This is a genomic window from Halostagnicola sp. A-GB9-2, from assembly GCF_030068615.1.
Classification (GTDB): domain Archaea; phylum Halobacteriota; class Halobacteria; order Halobacteriales; family Natrialbaceae; genus Halostagnicola.
The window spans coordinates 166,598-184,415 of sequence record NZ_JASJOC010000001.1 but is presented as its reverse complement, the minus strand read 5'-3'; the positions used below and the strand labels follow the sequence as shown (position 1 = coordinate 184,415).

15 protein-coding genes are annotated in these 17,818 nt (G+C 61.0%); 9 read left to right on the top strand and 6 right to left on the bottom strand.

Translation table 11 applies throughout. The annotated features are described in order from the left end of the window. Nucleotides 1-121: 121 nt before the first annotated feature. Nucleotides 122-928 (bottom strand): RIO1 family regulatory kinase/ATPase, encoded by an 807-nt coding sequence (locus tag QNM96_RS00965; protein WP_283834134.1) that lies wholly within the window; start codon nucleotides 926-928, stop codon nucleotides 122-124. Nucleotides 929-1,107: 179 nt separating this feature from the next. Here QNM96_RS00965 and QNM96_RS00960 point away from each other — a divergent pair, with 179 nt between their 5' ends. From QNM96_RS00960 to QNM96_RS00950, 3 genes are all read left to right on the top strand, one after another. Further along, nucleotides 1,108-2,529, top strand: coding sequence for a hypothetical protein (locus tag QNM96_RS00960; RefSeq protein ID WP_283834133.1), 1,422 nt, complete (start codon nucleotides 1,108-1,110; stop codon nucleotides 2,527-2,529). A 116-nt stretch (nucleotides 2,530-2,645) separates the two neighbouring features. After that, on the top strand, nucleotides 2,646-3,788 hold the full coding sequence (locus QNM96_RS00955) for an acyl-CoA dehydrogenase family protein (protein ID WP_283834132.1): 1,143 nt from the start codon (nucleotides 2,646-2,648) through the stop codon (nucleotides 3,786-3,788). 29 nt (nucleotides 3,789-3,817) lie between these two features. Next, nucleotides 3,818-4,033: a hypothetical protein gene (locus QNM96_RS00950; RefSeq protein ID WP_283834131.1), complete on the top strand. Its 216-nt coding sequence runs from the start codon at nucleotides 3,818-3,820 to the stop codon at nucleotides 4,031-4,033. 38 nt (nucleotides 4,034-4,071) lie between these two features. Here QNM96_RS00950 and QNM96_RS00945 read toward each other — a convergent pair whose 3' ends face one another. The 3 genes from QNM96_RS00945 to QNM96_RS00935 all read right to left on the bottom strand — a co-directional run bounded on the left by QNM96_RS00945 (nucleotide 4,072) and on the right by QNM96_RS00935 (nucleotide 6,938). After that, nucleotides 4,072-4,557, bottom strand: coding sequence for a DUF2062 domain-containing protein (locus QNM96_RS00945; RefSeq protein ID WP_345782508.1), 486 nt, complete (start codon nucleotides 4,555-4,557; stop codon nucleotides 4,072-4,074). 159 nt (nucleotides 4,558-4,716) lie between these two features. Further along, complete coding sequence (locus QNM96_RS00940) at nucleotides 4,717-5,973, bottom strand: Glu/Leu/Phe/Val dehydrogenase (protein WP_283834129.1); 1,257 nt, start codon at nucleotides 5,971-5,973, stop codon at nucleotides 4,717-4,719. 107 nt (nucleotides 5,974-6,080) lie between these two features. Then, on the bottom strand, nucleotides 6,081-6,938 hold the full coding sequence (locus QNM96_RS00935) for a CoA ester lyase (RefSeq protein WP_283834128.1): 858 nt from the start codon (nucleotides 6,936-6,938) through the stop codon (nucleotides 6,081-6,083). A gap of 131 nt (nucleotides 6,939-7,069) precedes the next feature. Between QNM96_RS00935 and QNM96_RS00930 the strand changes: the two genes are divergently transcribed. Then, the gene (locus QNM96_RS00930; RefSeq protein WP_283834127.1) at nucleotides 7,070-8,470 is read left to right on the top strand and encodes an NAD-dependent succinate-semialdehyde dehydrogenase; all 1,401 of its coding nucleotides are present in this window, start codon (nucleotides 7,070-7,072) and stop codon (nucleotides 8,468-8,470) included. Between the two features lie 75 nt (nucleotides 8,471-8,545). Here QNM96_RS00930 and QNM96_RS00925 read toward each other — a convergent pair whose 3' ends face one another. After that, the gene (locus QNM96_RS00925; RefSeq protein WP_283834126.1) at nucleotides 8,546-9,154 is read right to left on the bottom strand and encodes a hypothetical protein; all 609 of its coding nucleotides are present in this window, start codon (nucleotides 9,152-9,154) and stop codon (nucleotides 8,546-8,548) included. A 346-nt stretch (nucleotides 9,155-9,500) separates the two neighbouring features. On the opposite strand from QNM96_RS00925, the gene QNM96_RS00920 reads away from it, so the two are divergent. Together QNM96_RS00920 and QNM96_RS00915 are read left to right on the top strand one after the other, a co-directional pair. After that, nucleotides 9,501-9,956: a MaoC family dehydratase gene (locus QNM96_RS00920; protein WP_283834125.1), complete on the top strand. Its 456-nt coding sequence runs from the start codon at nucleotides 9,501-9,503 to the stop codon at nucleotides 9,954-9,956. 112 nt (nucleotides 9,957-10,068) lie between these two features. Further along, complete coding sequence (locus tag QNM96_RS00915; RefSeq protein WP_283834124.1) at nucleotides 10,069-10,767, top strand: PH domain-containing protein; 699 nt, start codon at nucleotides 10,069-10,071, stop codon at nucleotides 10,765-10,767. Nucleotides 10,768-10,824: 57 nt separating this feature from the next. Here QNM96_RS00915 and QNM96_RS00910 read toward each other — a convergent pair whose 3' ends face one another. Then, a complete protein-coding gene (locus QNM96_RS00910) occupies nucleotides 10,825-13,362 on the bottom strand; it encodes a DNA topoisomerase (protein WP_283834123.1) in 2,538 nt (845 codons plus the stop codon). Nucleotides 13,363-13,653: 291 nt separating this feature from the next. Between QNM96_RS00910 and QNM96_RS00905 the strand changes: the two genes are divergently transcribed. From QNM96_RS00905 to QNM96_RS00895, 3 genes are all read left to right on the top strand, one after another. Continuing rightward, nucleotides 13,654-14,217 carry a CopG family transcriptional regulator gene (locus tag QNM96_RS00905; RefSeq protein WP_283834122.1) on the top strand — a complete coding sequence of 188 codons (564 nt, stop codon included), beginning with the start codon at nucleotides 13,654-13,656 and terminating at the stop codon, nucleotides 14,215-14,217. 227 nt (nucleotides 14,218-14,444) lie between these two features. Then, on the top strand, nucleotides 14,445-15,662 hold the full coding sequence (locus QNM96_RS00900) for an Nramp family divalent metal transporter (protein WP_283834121.1): 1,218 nt from the start codon (nucleotides 14,445-14,447) through the stop codon (nucleotides 15,660-15,662). A gap of 23 nt (nucleotides 15,663-15,685) precedes the next feature. Further along, the gene (locus tag QNM96_RS00895) at nucleotides 15,686-17,788 is read left to right on the top strand and encodes a hydantoinase/oxoprolinase family protein (protein ID WP_283834120.1); all 2,103 of its coding nucleotides are present in this window, start codon (nucleotides 15,686-15,688) and stop codon (nucleotides 17,786-17,788) included. Nucleotides 17,789-17,818 lie beyond the last annotated feature (30 nt).

The following is a 17,818-nucleotide window of genomic DNA, read 5'->3' as shown; positions in this document are numbered from 1 at the left end:
ACGCCTTTCGCCACCCACTCTTCGTTTCCAGGATTCATCGTTCCTAGCGTGTGCAGTGGCGTCAGAAAAGCGGAATACGATTCGGGAAATCTGGCCTGTCTATACACCAAGCATTCGATCCTTACTTTTGTAAATCGGCTACCTTTTCGACCTCGCTTCGAAGTCGCGTCGAGTCGAACTGATGATCGGGGCGTATTCGAATGAAATCGAGGAATTCTCGAGCCGAAAGCAGGAGTTCTGCGTTGTAGACGGCCGCCGCCTCGTCGACGGCGGCTCGGGATCCGATCCGCGGTTCGAGGACGGCCATTGCGCAGGCGAGGTCGTACGCCGTGCTTTCCGACAGTCGACCGTCGGAAATGCTCGTCGCGTCGATGACGTAGAGTTCGTCGTTACACAGCAGGATGTTTTCTGCGCGGAGGTCGCCGTGTGCGAGTTCGTTGGCGTGCATCGTCGCGAGCATCTCGAACAGTTCTGACGCGTGAGCCCGGACGACCGAATCGGGAACGTCGTCGAGCGACCGGAAGTCGGGGAGGTACTCGAGGACGAGGACGCCGAGGCCGTTAACTTCGAACGACTCGATCGGCTTCGGTGCGTTGAGCCCCAGTTCTCGGATTCGCTTCGTCGCTTCGTACTCGTGTTCGACCATCTGGAGTGGCGTATCGAACCGATCGAAGAATCCCTCGGTTCCCGAGGAAAACGCCCCAACGTTTCTGCCGGCCGTCAACAACCCGTGAACCAGCGCGTTCTGCTTCGAGACGATCTTGACGAACCACTTGTCGTCGATTACACAGGGGGTCGATAGCCAGTTGTCCGCCTCGAGAAACTCGACGCGCACGACTTCTTGGTCGTACCGATCCACCAGCGTGTGGATAACACGCTCGATACGGCTCCACTCGACGGACCCACGCGCGAGCTGGCGGATATCCATGTGGTGGCAGTGAGGGGTTTTGGGCTTATATGAGTCCCGAACTGTTGCCGATAAGAGGTGTTCGATGAACGTCGACGTTGCCCACTCTCGAGAGTGAGGAGAACCGAATCGTCCTGAAAACGGGAGTGACCGTCATAACAATATTATTTTCATGGTGGCGATAGAAACCCTGATCAATCATGTACGCTGTCGATGACCTCAGCGATGCGATCGACGCAACCCGCGAGTTCCTTACGCCGCTCAGAATCGGGTTCGTGCTCAAACTCGCGCTGATCGTTTTCTTCGTGAGTAGCCTCGGGATGACCGGGCCGGGAATTCCGATGGGAGATATCGGAATGTACTCGGAGGATCCGACCCAGACCCAGGAGTGGGCGGAGTTCGAGGAAGAGTTCGAGGCTGAGACCGGCGAGGAGTTTCCCTTGGAGGAACTGATCGCCGGATTGGTCATCATCGGGCTCATCTTCATGGGGATCTGGCTGGTGTACGCCCTCATCAAGGCGATCATGGAGTTCGTCTTCATCGAGTCGTTGCGCTCCGATGAGATACACTTTCGACGGTACTTCAAAGAGAACCTCGGCCGAGGGCTTCGGCTCTTCGTGTTCCGGGTGGGCGTCATACTAGCTTCGATAGCGCTCGTGGGCGGTCCGCTCTATTACGTCGCAACGACCGGCGGCGGACTCGATCAGGCTTCGGGAAGCACCCTCGGCGCGTTCGTGGCCTACGGGTTCGTCGTTACGCTCGTCTATAGTGCCGTTCTTCGCTTTACCTCCGAATTCGTCGCTCCGGTCATGCTCTTCGAGGAGCGGGGCGTGTTGAGCGCCTGGAGTCGCTTCTGGTCGACGTTCAAAGCGAACTGGACGGAGTACGTCGTCTATCTGGTGATCGCGTGGATCCTCCTGCTCGTCATCACGATCACGGCGTGGGCCGTGATCGCTATCACATCGTTCGTGCTTGCGATTCCGTTCATGATTCTGCTTTTCATCTTGGTCGCCGTTCTCGCGGAGTTGGGCGCAATCGGCGGAATTCTTCTGTTCCTCTTCGTTTTCCTCGGATTTCTCCTGTTTCTGCTGGTGCTGTCGTTGGTCTGGGCACCGATTACGGCGTACTTCCAGTACTACGCCCTCTTGTTGCTCGGCGATACCGACGGGGAACTCGATCTGATCCCGGACCAGCGCGCATTGATTCGCGGGGACGTCGCAGGCACGGCCGCTGGCGGCTCGGCAACCGGTCACGCGACGGACTCGCAGTGGGATGAGACGGCCGATATTCCAGACGACGCTGACGAAGACGAATTCGGCGACGACGATGACGACGATCCGTGGTCGGCGTCGGACAGTTCCGGTGGGGCCGACGGCGAAGACGAGTTCGAATGGTACGATTCGGGCGACTCGGACGACGAATCGGGTCTCGATGGTGACGCCGAACGGGACGACGCCGACCCCGGCACCGGCAGTGACGGTGTCGGTGGTGGATTCGACGAGGGTGAGACAGACGCGGAAGACCCTGAAGAGTCGGACGCTGACGACTCGGACAACGCTGCCGACGCGGACAACAACGACGCTGACGACTCGGACGGCGACCTCGACGACCGAGGCTGGTAGGGAGCAAATCGTTCGCCGCTCTCTCGGGTTCGCCGCCGATCGATTTTCCGGTGCCGAGCTGCGAACACTACTCGAGCCGTCGGTGCGTTTATTGCTCGAGGTGGCAAGTATTGCGTATGGAAGCCGATCTATCCGACGAGCATCGGATGATTCGAAAAACCGTCAGGGACGTCTGTACGGACGAAATCAAGCCGATCGCTCAGGAGATCGAGGACGAACACCGGTTCCCCGAGGAGATTTTCGATACGCTCGCAGATCTCGATATCATGGGAATTCCCATCGACGAGGAGTACGGCGGGCTGGGCGGCGATACGTTGATGTACGCGCTGGTCGCCGAAGAGATCGGCAGGGTTTCGGGCTCGGTGGGCCTGTCCTACGTCGCACACACCTCGCTGGCGTCGAAACCGCTCGAGTTGTTCGGCACCGAAGACCAGAAGGAACGATGGCTTCGGCCGCTCGCCGAGGGCGAGTATCTCGGCGGCTGGGCGTTAACCGAACCCGAGAGCGGTTCGGATGCCTCCGATATGAACACGACGGCCCGAAAGGACGGCTCGGAGTGGGTCCTGGACGGGACCAAGCAGTTCATCACCAACGCGTCCGTCGCGGGTTCGATTCTCGTCAAGGCCGTAACTGACCCGGACGCCGGCTACGACGGCATCTCGACGTTCATCGTCGACCCGAACGAAGACGACGGCTTCGAGGTGACGACGACCTGGGAGAAGATGGGGCTCAACGCCTCTCCCACCTGTGAAATCGCGCTTGACGACGTACGACTCCCGGACGATCGTCTTCTGGGCGAGGAGGGCGAGGGCTGGGAGCAAACAAAAAAGACCCTTGACGGGGGTCGCATCTCCATCGCCGCGCTCTCGACAGGGCTGGCCCAGGGAGCCTACGAGCACGCGAAGCGATACAGCACCGAACGCGAACAGTTCGGTCAGCCGATTTCGGAGTTCGACGCCGTCCGCGACAAAGTCGTCGATATGTACCGGAAGACCGAGCGTGCGCGACTGCTGACTCACAAAGCCGCACGGAAGTACGACCGCGGCGAACCCGTTACGAAAGCCTCCGCGCTCGCGAAACTCGACGCGAGCGAAGCCGCTCGAGAGGTCGCCGAAGATTCGGTACAGGTTCTGGGCGGCTACGGCTACACCACGGATTTCGCCCCCCAACGATTCTACCGCGATGCGAAACTCATGGAAATCGGTGAAGGGACCAGCGAAATCCAGCACCTCGTCATCGGCCGAGAACTCGGCCTTTAAATCGCCCCGGTGGAAACCACAGTCCATCGATGGCTTTCATACTCATTGCCGGATTGTGCATGCTTGGACTCGGGATTGGGGGTATCCTGTACGCACCTGCTATTCTCGAGGCCCAACGAAAACGCGGTGCGACGCCGGTTCGTGCCGAGGCAATCGGCCAGAAGGATCGACTGCGAGCCACTCGAGGGGTCGGAGTCGCGTTCGCCGTGTTTGGCGGTTTGCTTATCGCGTACGCAATTTTATGACTTGCGGCGAGACGACAAATTGATGGACGCTTCGGTGGCTATTTTCGCCGGTTGAACAGCGAGAGCGCGACCGAAACCGGCGAAGATCCAACGGACGGATCCTCTCTACGGCGGTAAGATCGGGTAAGGTGTAACACGATCAGGTAGCTGAGCCCGGAAAGCGCCAGTGCGATGAGGAAGTTTCCGACGAGCAAGAACTGGACGAGGGCAAATGCCGTGTCGATTGTCCCGTGACCGACGAAGACGAGCTGTTCGGATCCGAGGAGCATGCTCCCAAGCTGATAACTCGCGACGTACACTGCGGGTTTCACGAGCGGGTTCATGCAGACGACCGCTCCGAACATTGCCGTCTTGCTCGTCCACGACTGCCAATATGCCATCGCAGCCAGTAACCCGAGTCCGAGCCCGCCGGTGGGCATCGATGTGACGAACAATCCGATCGCAAAACTAACTGCAACTTCGTGAGGCGAGTGATCCTCCGCAAATGCGGTAGTCAGCTCGCGGCGGACACGGTCGCGGTACACCGCCAGCCGATCTCGGATCATTCAAGCGTTGGAGGGAGATTCGGAGCAGACGAGAAAAAGCTACCGAGTATCGAACGGACCGGTTGGAAATCGATCACGAGCGTCGAACTCCGCGCGGAGTCAGGAGCGAAGCGCGCGCAGGTAGAAACGAAGCGCCGATCAGGGGAACGTTCCCGCTTCTTCGAACGCGTCGGCGACCCGCTGAACTGCAACGACGTAGGCGGCGGTTCGGAACGACCGAAGATCGTTCGCTTCGTACGTGTCGACGAGATCGGCGAACGCGTCGACGATGATCGCCTCGAGTTCCTCGTTGACCCGTTCTTCCGTCCAGTAGAACCGCTGGCGGTTCTGCACCCATTCGAAGTACGAGACGGTGACGCCGCCCGCGTTCGCGAGGATGTCCGGAATGACCAGCACGTCCTCGTCGGCGAGTATTTCGTCGGCTTCGGGCGTGAGCGGGCCGTTTGCGGCCTCCGAGATTACGTCGGCCTGAACGTCCGGTGCGAGGTCACCGTCGATGGCGTTCTCGAGTGCTGCCGGGATCAGGAGGTCGACATCGAGCGTGAGGACGTCTTCGTTCGTAATCTCCTCGGCCGCGCCGTCGTAGCCGGTGATGCTCCCCGTTTCGTGTTTATGGTCTTTCGCGGCGACCGGATCGATGCCGTCGGCGTTGTAGATGCCACCGCTCGAGTCGCTGGCCGCGACCACGGTTGCACCCATTTCGTGAATCAGTTTCGCGGCAATCCAGCCGGCGTTTCCGTAGCCTTGCACGGCGACCGTCGCTCCCTCGAGGTCTTTATCGAGGTAGTCGAACGCTTCGCGTGCGGCCAGAACGGTCGATCGCCCGGTCGCCTCGACGCGACCCTCGCTACCCCCTGAATCAGGTGCTTTTCCGGTGACGACGCCGGGTTCAGTGGTGTTCTCGAGCGTCTCGTAGGTGTCTTTGATCCAGTTCATCTCCCGCTGGCCCGTGTTCACGTCGGGTGCTGGCACGTCCCGATCGACGCCGATCATCGGCCGGAGTTCCTTCGCGAACGCTCGCGTGAGCCGTTCGATCTCGGTTGCGGAGTACTCGTCGGGGTCGATGATTATCCCGCCTTTCCCGCCGCCGTAGGGAATCCCCACGGTTGCACATTTGTACACCATCCACCCGGAGAGCGCTTTGACTTCGTCGCGAGACACTCCCGGATGGTATCGAATGCCCCCTTTGTAGGGGCCGCGGTCACCGTTAAATTGGGACCGAAACGCTTTGAATCGCTCGAGCGATCCGTCGTCGAGTTCGACGGTGAGGTTCGTCTCGAGAACTCGTTCCGGGTGTTTGAGGCGCTCGAGGACGTCACTATCGACGTCGACGTGAGAACTGGCCTCGTCGATCTGAGATTGCAAACTTTCGAATGGGTTCGTTTGCTCCGACATACGCGCCTATTTTTCTGAACAGGGGATAAGCGTAGCGAATGTCTATCATGGGATGGTGTCGATAGTACATTAATTGATATGGATATCACCATATATTGGATGAACGGTCAGTATTCTCCATCTTCGAGTTCGGCACGCTCGAGGATTCGATTCGCTTGAGCGACCAACGGCGCGTCGATCATCTCACCATCGACTTCGAACGCGCCGCGGTCGATGTCGTCGGCCTCGCGTTTGGCCGCGAGAACGTCGCGCGCCCACTCGAGATCCGCCGGTTCGGGGACGAACGCCTCGTTGATCGGTTCGATCTGCGCGGGATGGATCGCGAGTTTTCCGTCGTAGCCCAATTGGATCGCAAATGACGTTTCCGTTCGCAGGCCAGATTCGTCTTCGAAATCGGTAAAGACGGTGTCGATGGCATCGATATCGGCCGCCGCCGCCGCGAGCACGATGCGCTCTCGAGCGTACAGAACCTCGGTTCCCGCCGATGTTCGCGTTGCGCCGATGTCCGCAGAAAGGTCTTCAGCACCGAAAACGAGCGCCGTGGTTTCCGGAACGCGGGCGATCTTCGGAGCCTCGAGAACGCCGGAAGCGCTCTCGATGAGCGCAAAAATCGGGACTGTTGTCGCGTACTCTTCGAGTCGATCGACGACGGACTGGACGTCCGAAGCCGATGCCGTCTTGGGGAGCATCAGGCCGTCAAGTGTGAGTTGTCCGGAATCGACCAGCGCCTCGAGATCGGCATCCCTCAGTTCCGGTTCGGCGTTGGTCCTGACACAGACCTCGCAGTCGGGATCGAATCGGGGATCGCTGAGAGCGTCTACAACGCCCTCTCGTGCCTGTTGTTTTCGATCCGGGGAAACCCCATCCTCGAGATCGAACACGATCACGTCCGCACCGGACTTCGGTGCCTTTCGGAGCATCTCCGGGCGGTCTCCCGGCGTAAAGAGCACGCTTCGACGAGCCATACAGAGTGTGTGCGCGAGTGGGCGAATTGAAAGTATGGGTTGGGAGCCGACAGTCGACGCGAATCATCCTCGTCGTACTGCCGGCGAATTCCGCCCAGCGAACTTTGGCACTACTCCCCGTGACCTCTTTCATGTCCATCGAAAGCACGAATCCCGCGACCGGCGAGACGCTCGAGACGTACGAAGGAGAGTCGACCGCGGAGCGAGACGAGGCCGTAGAGCGGGCCGAGGAGGCGTTCGCTGAGTGGCGAGACGTTCCGATCGAAGACCGACAGCGGATGCTGGCCAGAGCCGGCGAGCAGTTGCGAGAGAAGGAGACGGAGTACGCAGAGCTGATGACAGCGGAGATGGGAAAACCCATCGCACAGAGCCGAGCGGAGGTCGAAAAGTGTGCCTGGCTCTGTGAGTACTACGCCGAACACGCCGCCGAGCACCTGCAGGACGAGCGGGTCGCGAGCGACGCGGACGCTCGGACGCTGATCAGCTACGAGCCACTCGGCACAGTGCTCGCGATCATGCCCTGGAACTTCCCGTTCTGGCAGGCGTTTCGCTTCGCCGTTCCGAATCTCGCCGCCGGGAACGTGGGCGTTCTCAAACACGCCTCGAACGTCCCCGGCTGCGCTCGAGCCATCGAAGAGGTCTTTCGAGAAGCTGGCTGTCCCGAGGGCGCGTTCAGTTCGCTATTGATCGGCTCCGACGAAATCGACGAGGTCATCGAAGACGACCGAATCGACGCGGTCACGATCACCGGCTCGAGCGGTGCGGGCCGGTCGGTCGCCGAAACTGCGGGGAGTCAACTGAAAAAGACCGTCCTCGAACTCGGCGGGAGCGACCCGTTCGTCGTTCTCGACGATGCGGACCTCGAGTCCGCGGTCGAGAAAGGGACCCAATCTCGGCTCATCAACTCCGGGCAGTCCTGTATCGCGGCGAAACGGTTCATCGTCGTCGATGACGTCTACGACGAGTTTCTCGAGCGATTCGTCGAGCGGATGGACGGGCGGGTCGTCGGCGATCCGATGGACGAAGAAACCGATATTGGCCCGCAGGCGCGCGAGGACCTCATGGAGACGCTCGACGAACAAGTTCAGGAGACTGTCGATCAGGGAGCGGAGTTACATATCGGCGGCGAACCGATGGACCGGGAAGGGGCGTTCTACCCGCCGACGGTGCTTTCGGACGTTCCCGAGGGATCGCCAGCCGATCACGAGGAGTTGTTCGGCCCAGTCGCGACGGTATTTCGGGTTCCCGACGAGGAGGCGGCCATCGAGAAAGCCAACGACACGCGCTTCGGACTCGGTGCGAGCGTCTGGACCGAAGACGAGACTCGAGGTGAACGCGTCGCGAGACAGTTCGAGTCGGGACTGGCGTTCGTGAACGAACTCGTCAAGTCCGATCCCAGATTACCGTTCGGCGGCGTCAAGGAGTCCGGCTACGGCCGCGAACTCGCTCGAGACGGAATTCGGGAGTTCGTCAACACGAAGACGGTCTGGGTCCAGCACGGGAGCGAAGAAGATGGCGGATTAGTCGAATAGCGGTCTTTCGTCGGACAGCGCAACCGACCACCGGCCAAAAAATCAGTCTCGATACGTCTCGTTCGTCACAGACGGTCAGGAAGACCGCGTATACAGTCCGAGACTGGCGACTGCGACCAACAACGCCAGAAGGCCTGCGGAAACACCGAAGCCAGGCATTCCGTCGTCGTCGATTTCACTCTCCGCATACACCGAGTCCTCGTTCGAGTTTACCAGATCCCACGTTGCTGTCGTTCCATCATCGCTTATTTCGTCTGCGTTGTGGTCCTGAATCTCGCCAGGCATGATCAGTTCGTACTCGACGGTAATCTGACTGTCAAACTCGTCCATCTCATCGCCTTCATCTCCGCCGGTATCGTCCATGATGCCGCTATCCTCGAACTCGATCATATCGTCCTCAACTGTGACGTCGATATCGTCCGATCCATCAGGGTCAACATTGTCGGCACTGACAGTCACGAGATAATCTCCATCATCGAGTTCCTTGGTCGATGAACTCACGTCATCGTAGTACTCGTCGTCAGCGTCGTCTAGCATATCGTCTTCCAGCATTGCCTCAACTGAGTCGTACCCTTCCTCCTGAGCTTCAGCCTCGAGTTCGTTGTAGATAATCTCATCCATCTCCATTTCGACTGCCATCGTCTCGAGGTCGCCGTCCGGGGAAACTTCGACTGTCGCAGTCATATGAAGACATCCTGAAAGAAGTATCACCGCAAGAACAGCTAGTGACGCGATTGTTTTTCTATTCATCTTTCGGCCTTCACAATCTTGCTTCGATGAATGTTACTTCGTTCGGATCGGTCAGTGGATACCCCGGCACGCTTCTCATGACAATATCTTCCTACCATTATGCGATTTCCGTCTACGGGAACCGCTCCTGTCTATTTAATAATTATGATCTATTGAAATGTGTTGGGCAATGAAATTTGATGGATCCCATCCGTGGGGACTTTCCATACCCAACGGACTACATCGAAGAGTTCTCCGATCCCCACTGACATTCTTTGGGGCCCCCACCTATGTCTCTGGTATGACCGGACTCTACTACGAGGAACTCGAGGTCGGAGAAACCATCCAGCACGAGCGCCGGCGGACGATATCCGAGAGCGACAACCAGCGCTTTTGTGACATGACGATGAACCAGCAGCCGTTGCACCTCGATTCCGAATTCGCCGAGGACACTCAGTTCGGCGAGCGGGTCGTTAACGGGCTCTACACGATGTCGCTGGCGGTCGGTATTTCGATTCCGGAAACGACCGACGGAACGATCGTCGCGAACCTCTCCTACGACGATGTGGAACATCCCGAACCCGTCTTTCACGGCGATACGATTCGCGCCCAATCGACAATAACCGAGAAGCGAGAAACGTCAGACGGCGACCGCGGCGTCGTCACGATGCGCGTCGAAGCCTTCAATCAGGACGACGACCTGGTCTGTTCGTTCGACCGGACAGTCCTTTCGAAAAAGCGCGAACAGGTTCCCTGAACAATCGGAGCGGTTTGTCCTAGCCGTTCCGAGCTAGCACAATCACGAGACGAAACGTACACGACGACGGGACGAATGGACACGGTAGCAGCAGCCAGATTGAACGCACACGATGACATCTCCCAAATCAGACGAATCCGATGGAATCGTAATCAGCTCAGAGCCCGCTGATTCACCCGGTTCGACGACGGATCTCGAGTGGCTATCGCTCGAGGACGGTGAGTCAGTCCACTGGATCGGCGGACCGGATTGGCGGACGATCACACCGGTTGTGGCACTCCTGTTACTACCGCTGAGCACGCTGGCATTGTTCCCGTTCTCGGTATCTGCCGGGCTCGTCGCGATGGCGGTCCTGTCGATCGTGACGCTTCCCGTCGCTCTCTGGGCAGTCTTGCGCGTCAGTCGAACCGATTACGTCGTTACCTCGAGTGCGCTCTACAAGAAACGCGGCGTCTTCTCGAGGGACGTCAAACGAGTCGATTTCGAAAAGGTGCAAAACAGCTCCTACACCCAGACCGCGGTCGGGAACGTCATGGGGTACGGCCACGTCGGGATCAGCACCGCGGGCGGAGCCGGCGTCGAGATGCGCTTTTCCTCTGTTCGATCCCCAAAACAGGTACAAGCGATGATCAGTCGCTACCGCTCGGACGAGCAGGGAGCGGACGAACGGCCCGACGAGGAGGTTCTCGAGGAGATTCTCGCGGAACTCCGCTCGATTCGATCCGCCGTCGAAGACGCTGATGTGTCCAATAAAAAATCCCCGTCGCGCAACGTCGCCGTCAGTCACGACGAGACGGAATTCGATAAGTGAACGGTAACGCGGAACCAAAACCGGAGTTACAGCTTCAACGGCGACCGCCTGATGGGGTTAGGCCTTCGCCTGCCACGTCCGAACTCGGTCCGCGCTCACGCCGTCGACGCTCTCGGCGACGGCATCCGGATCGGCATCAGAGAGATCCGACACGTCTTCGATTCCCGCGTTCGCCAGCTTTTCGACGGTCTTCGCGCCGATCCCCTCGAGCGCCTCGAGGTCCGAACCGCTGTCGGCTTCTCGAGCCTGAAACTCGCGGTAGTTACAGATCGGACAGCCAAGCTCCCACGGTTCGTCGCCGTTGTGGACGAGCAGTTCCGGCAGGTCGTGTTCCTCACAGCGTTCGTCGGTGACCTCGATTTCGCCGCGGCGGGGAAGCGGTAGCGAGTACTCACAGTCCGGATAGCGAGTACAGCCGACGAGCCTCGAGCCGCTCTGGAGGGTCTTTACCGCAAGCTCCCCATCGTGTTCGTCTCCGCATTCTGGACACGCCCCCAGCGTCGGCCCTTCGCCAGCCTCTTCGGCCTTACAGAGCGCACAGCCGTGAACGAACGTCTGTCGTCCGGCGAGCATCTTGACCTCGTTGAGGCCGTGGTCCTCGCATTCGTCCTCGAGGATCAGCGGCTTGCCCGTCGAGGGGAGCGGGAGCGTGTTCTCACAGTCGGGATAGCCGTCACAGCCGACGAAATAGGAGCCGTGGCGCGAGCGCCGAACGAGCAGGTCCTCGCCGCATTCGGGACACGGTCCGAGGCGCTTGTCGTCCTTGAGCGACTTGCGAAGCTGGTCGCCGATCTCTTCGCGGGAGTCGGCGAGGCTCGCGAAGATGTCCTCGAGCATCTCTCGGGACTCGTCGGTGACGTCTTCGAGCGACGCTTCTCCGTTCGCGATGGCGTCCATGTCCGCCTCGAGCTGGGCGGTCATGTCCTCGCTGACGACGCGGTCGGCGTAGTCCTCCGCGGCACCGACGACGGCCATCGCGAGTCGCGTCGGCCGCGGCGGATCGCTCTCGATGTAGCCACGGTCATAGAGCTTCTCGATCGTCTCGTGGCGGGTCGACTTCGTTCCGATACCCAGATCCTCCATCGTCTCGATGAGCCGAGATTGGCCGTATCGACGCGGCGGCTGGGTTTCCTTGGCCTCGAGTTCGGCATCGGATAGCGAGAGCTCCTCGCCTACGTCGACGGCGGGAACGAAGTTTTCGGAGGTGTTGAAGTACGGGTAGACGGCGTGGTAGCCGGGTTCGACGAGACGCTTGCCGTTTGCCTTGAGTCGCTCTTCGTCGTCGACCTCCGCGACGACCTTGAGGTGTTCCCACTCCGCAGGGTCCGCGACGGTCGCGTAGAAGCGCCGAACGACGAGTTCGAACACTTCCCACTCGTCGTCTGAGACGTCGCCGCCCCGGGACGGAATCTCTCCCGTCGGGTGAATTGGCGGGTGATCGGTCGTCTCTTCATCGCCTTCCGTCGGAACGATTTCCTCGTCGTCCTCGAGGAGCGATTCTGCGCTCTCGCCCAGCGTCGGGTGGCCGACAAACTCGTCCAAGAGCGCGTCGGGCTCGAGGTCGTCCGGGTAGACCGTGTTGTCCGTTCGGGGATAGGTAATGTAACCGGCAGTGTAGAGGTCCTCCGCGATGGACATCGCCCGCTTGGCGGAGTAGCCGATCGCGCTCGCTGCGCGGATGAACTGAGTGGTGTTGAACGGCGCTGGCGGCGAATCCGTCCGGCTGCGACCGTTGACGTCGACGACCGTGGCCGAGTCAGCGCTCGAGAGCGTCTCGTAGACTCCTTCTGCGGTCGACTCGTCCCAGACGCGTTCGGCTTCGTTATCGTCTTCGTCGCGATAGAAGTACTGGGCTTCGAACGGGGCGGTCGGGTCCTCGCCGCTCTCGCCGTCGGCCTCGGCACCGTCATCGCTGTCGGTTTTCGCCAAATCGGCGACCAGTTCCCAGTAGGATTCGGGATCGAAGGCCTCGATTTCGCGCTCGCGGTCGACCATCAGTTTGAGCGTCGGCGACTGGACTCGACCGACCGAGATGAAGTCGTTGCCCAGTTGGCCCGAAGAAAGCGAGAGGAATCGCGTGAGCGACGCTCCCCAGATGAGATCGATGATCTGGCGGGCCTCGCCGGCGGCGGCGAGGTCGAAGTCGAGTTCGTCGGGTTCGTTGAACGCCGACTGGACCTCGTTTTCGGTGATCGAGGAGAACCGCACCCGGCGAATCGGGATCTCGTCGTTGGCTTCCTCGACGATCTCGTAGGCTTCCTTGCCGATGAGTTCGCCCTCGCGGTCGTAGTCGGTCGCGATCGTCGCCCGTTCGGCTTTGCGCGCGAGGATCCGAAGCGTCGCGACGATGTTTTCTTTCGTCGCGGTCTTTTCGACGCTCGCGTCGATCAACTCCTTGGGTTCGACGTCTCGCCAATCAGAGTACTCCGGCGGAAAGTCAACCCCGACGACGTGGCCCGAAAGGCCGACGCAGCGCTTGCCGCCCCACTCATAGACGTTCACTCCGTTCTTTCGACTCGAGTCCATCGAGTCGCCGCTCAGTATTTCGGCGATTCGCCGCGCAGCGTTGTCCTTCTCCGTAATAATCAGCTCCACGGTCGCTCACCCCCCACAAGGAACTTCTCGAGCATGATCGCTCGGTACGACCGAGATTGGGATAACCCTTTCGCCGAAACTCGCCTGAAATCGCAAGACTACGCGGGTGTGCGTGCGATGGGCGCTCGCGTGCGCAAGGTGGCTCGAGATGCGCCGTGTCGACTCGAGATCGAACTTCGTCGAGTTTCGAAATACGACGTGAACGTCCCCGAGTTGAAAAATACTCGAGTCGTGAACACTGCTCGAGTCCGGTTGCGGACAGTTATCCCTCTGGAATTCCTCTCCGCACCTATGACCCGCCGTATGACGGTTTCTCTCGACGACGACGCTGAAACAGCACTCGAGACGCTCATGTCCCAGACGGACAACGGCCAGAGCGAGGTGGTCCGACGGGCGCTCGCGTTCTACGCGGCGAACTTCGAAGCCGCGAGCGGTCGGCCCAGCGACAACCTAGAGCAGTACTACCAGATGCTTTCTTCGGGCGAGCACGTTCTACTCGATGTCGACTTTCTGCACTGTTTTCTCGAACACCTCTACGAGGACGGTGACCCGGATCCAGCGTTCGTCGAGGCCGCCGACCGGGTCTCGGACTACCACGCTCGAGAGTACGCCGAGCGCTTCGACAGCGTGGAAGAGCTCCTCGAGTGGCTGTCCTTTTGTGGGTTTCTTGGCGTTCGAACCCAGGAGGATGGCGTCTACCAGATCGTCTTCGCGTCCGAACCGATCCGCTGGTTCATGACGCGGTTCATCGAACGAAGTACGGTCGATCTTCCGGTCGACATCGAGATCGATCAGGGGCTCTCGAAGGTGTTTATTACCGAGCGGCCGGCAGGCGAGCAGAACGAAGGCGAGTAGCCGAACCCGGCCGAGCCAGTTGACCGGAGTCGACAAGTGGAGTTCTGACCACACATCTTCATACGCAGACGAGATCATACGAACTCATACAATATCATACTTTCTCACACGAAACCATACACTCTCATACAGATTTCGTCCAATCACCGGTACTGTATCGAGCCGTATGACCGCTTCTCAACAACCCTTTTGGTGGTTACGGAGAGGGATGTGAGCGTATATCGAACATGGGTATCGTCAACCGACTCAAGGCAATCGGTCCGGGGGCGCTCGTCGCGGCGGCGTTCGTGGGACCAGGTACTGTAACGACGGCAAGCGTCATCGGCGCGGAGTACGCTTACCTCCTGCTGTGGACGATTGCGTTCTCGATCATCGCAACGATGGTCCTGCAGGAGATGAGCGCGCGGCTCGGACTGGTCTCTCGAGAAGGGCTCGGAGAAGCGCTTCGGAACGAGTCGTCGAACCTACTCGTCAAGGTCGTTACCGTCGCCCTTGTCGTCGGTGCGATCGGTCTCGGGACGGCGGCGTTCCAGACCGGCAACATAGTCGGTGGTGCTGCGGGTTTGAGCACGATCACCGGCGTGAGCGAGAACGTCTGGGGGCCGCTCATCGGAATCGCCGCAGGTTCATTGCTCTGGTCAGGAAACTACAAACTGATCGAGCGGGTGTTCGTCGGCCTCGTCACCGTCATGGGGCTGGCCTTCATCGTCAACGCGATCATGGTTCGACCGGATATCGGCGCGATATCGGGCGGACTCGTGCCGACGGTTCCGGAGGGGTCCGCGTATCTCATCGCGGGGCTCATCGGGACGACCGTCGTCGGATACAATCTATTCCTTCACGCGAGCACCGTCCAAGAGCGCTGGGACGGCCCGAGCGACCTCGCGGAGTGTCGGACGGATACGATCGCGATGGTCGTCCTCGGCGGAATCATCACGACCTCGATCGTCGTGACGGCTGCTGCGGTGTTTCCGGAGGGGTCGGGAATCGAGAATATCGGCGAAATGGCTGACCAGCTCGAGCCCGCCTTCGGCGGTTACGCGCTCACATTCTTCGCGATCGGGCTGTTCGCCGCCGGCTTTACGAGTGCAATGAGCGCGCCGCTTGCTGGTGCGTACGCTACTGCCGGCGCACTGGGATGGGAACGCGACCTCACCTCCACGCGATTCCGTGCGATCTGGGTCACGATACTCGGCGTCGGGACCGTCTTTTCAGCACTCGATTACAGCCCCCTGGAAGTGATCCTTTTCGCGCAGGCGATGAACGGTATTCTCTTGCCCATCCTCGCGATCTTCCTGATCTACGCGATGAACAACGAATCCTTACTCGGAGAGTACACCAACAGCACGCTACAAAACGTGCTGGGCGGACTCGTCACGTTGGTCGTCGTCGTCATCGGTCTGCAAACGCTGTTCGACGCGATCACCGGTCTTCTGGGCATCTAATCACCACGTTTACCGACATTCACATGAACGAATCAGCCATGACGGACGAAGGCGCATCGGATCGAGACCGCGACGGAACGAAATCGAAGGGCGGGAAACGCCGATCCTCGAGCCCGACCGACACTCGAGTCGGCGTCGACGTGGGCGGCACGTTCACGGACGTCGCACTCTCGGTCGAGGATCGACTCGTTACGGCGAAAGTGCCCACCACGGACGACCAGAGCGTCGGCGTCCTCGAGGGAATCGAAAAGGCCTGCGACCGCGCGGGTATCGAGCCGAGCGAGATCGACGAGTTCGCACACGCGATGACCGTCTCGGTTAACGCCCTGCTCGAGCGCGGCGGCGCGGAGACCGCGCTGGTCACGACCGAGGGGTTCCGGGACGTGCTCGAGATCGGCAGACAGGACCGACCCGACCTGTACGATCTCGAGGCCGAAAAGCCTGAGCCGCTCGTTCCGCGCCGTCGACGGTACGAACTCGACGAGCGAACGACTCCCTCGGGCGTCGAACGAGCAGTTGACGAGGAGGACGTTCGGGAACTCGCAGCGACCCTGCGAGAGCGCGACATCGAGAGCGTCGCGATCTGTCTGCTTCACGCCTACGCTGACCCCGAGAACGAGCGGGTCGTCGCCGACGTGCTTCGCGAGGAACTCGAGGTGCCGGTGTCGGCGTCTCACGAAGTTCTCGCCGAGTTCCGCGAGTTCGAGCGAACCTCGACGACGGCCGTCGACGCCTACGTCCGCCCGGCGATCGACAGCTACGTCGGCCGGCTGGTCGAGGAGGCAACCGAAGCGGGCATCCCCGCGCCGCGGATCATGCAGGCCAACGGCGGCATCGCGGACCCCGAAACGGTTCGTGAGCAGGCCGTCACGACGACGCTTTCGGGACCAGCCGCGGGCGTGGTCGGTGCCGCCGCCACGGTGGACGACGACGCCGTTTCGGGGCTCGTCACCTTCGACATGGGCGGCACCTCGAGCGACGTGAGCCTCGTCCGCGACGGCGAAGCGGAACGGACGACCGATTCCGAAATCGACGGGCTCCCGATCCGAACGCCGATGGTCGACGTGAACACCGTCGGCGCGGGCGGCGGGTCGATCGCCTGGGTCGACGCGGGCGGCGCACTCCGGGTCGGCCCTCGATCTTCGGGGGCTCAGCCCGGTCCGGCCTGCTACGGCCGCGGCGGCACCGAACCCACGGTAACGGACGCGAACGTCGTGCTGGGATACATCGGCCCCGAGACCGCCCTGGGCGGGGAGTTCACGCTCGACGTCGAGGCCGCCCACGACGCGCTGGAACGGCTCGCGGATGAAGCCGGGCTCGAGAACGCACTCGAGGCGGCTCGCGGCGTCTACCGCGTCGCCAACGCGACAATGACCCGGACGATCCGCTCGGTCACCGTCGAGCGCGGTCACGACCCGCGGGAGTTCGCGCTCGTCGCCTTCGGCGGTGCGGGGCCGATGCACGCCGCATCGCTCGCGGAGAGTCTCGAGGTCGACCGCGTCGTCGTCCCCCGTCCCGGCGGGGTTCTCTCGGCGTTCGGCCTGCTCGCGGCCGACGAGAGCTACGACGCCGTGAGGACGGTCGGCGTCGATCTCGAGACCGCCGATCCGTCGCGTCTCGAGGACGTCTACGACGGACTCGTTTCGGACGTGCTGGCCGACGCCTCCGATACCGATGCGGCTCGGATCGAACGAACCGCCGACTGCCGGTACGCCGGGCAAAGCTTCGAACTGTCCGTCTCTGCAGGGGAGCAGTTCGACCCGTCCGCGGTCGCCGAGCGGTTCCACGAAGTCCACGAGCAGGCCTACGGCTACGCGATGGACGAGGCTATCGAGGTCGTCAATTTGCGCGCGAGCGCGACCGTCGACGGCCCCGACCCGTTGGTCCGCCACGACGGCGAGGGCGACGCCCGAATCGGCACTCGGGACGCCCACTTTCCCGGCCACGGCACGCACGAAACCGCCGTCTACGAACGGGATCGACTCGAGCCGGGCGCGCCGGTCGAGGGCCCCGCGGTCCTCGAGCAAGCCGAAAGCACGACCGTCGTTCCGCCCGAGTGGACGGGCGAGATCCTCGAGGACGGCACGCTCGTCATGACGCAGGCGAACGCAGACGGTGGGGAATAGTCCGATGAGCGCACATCAGCCAGCGAAACA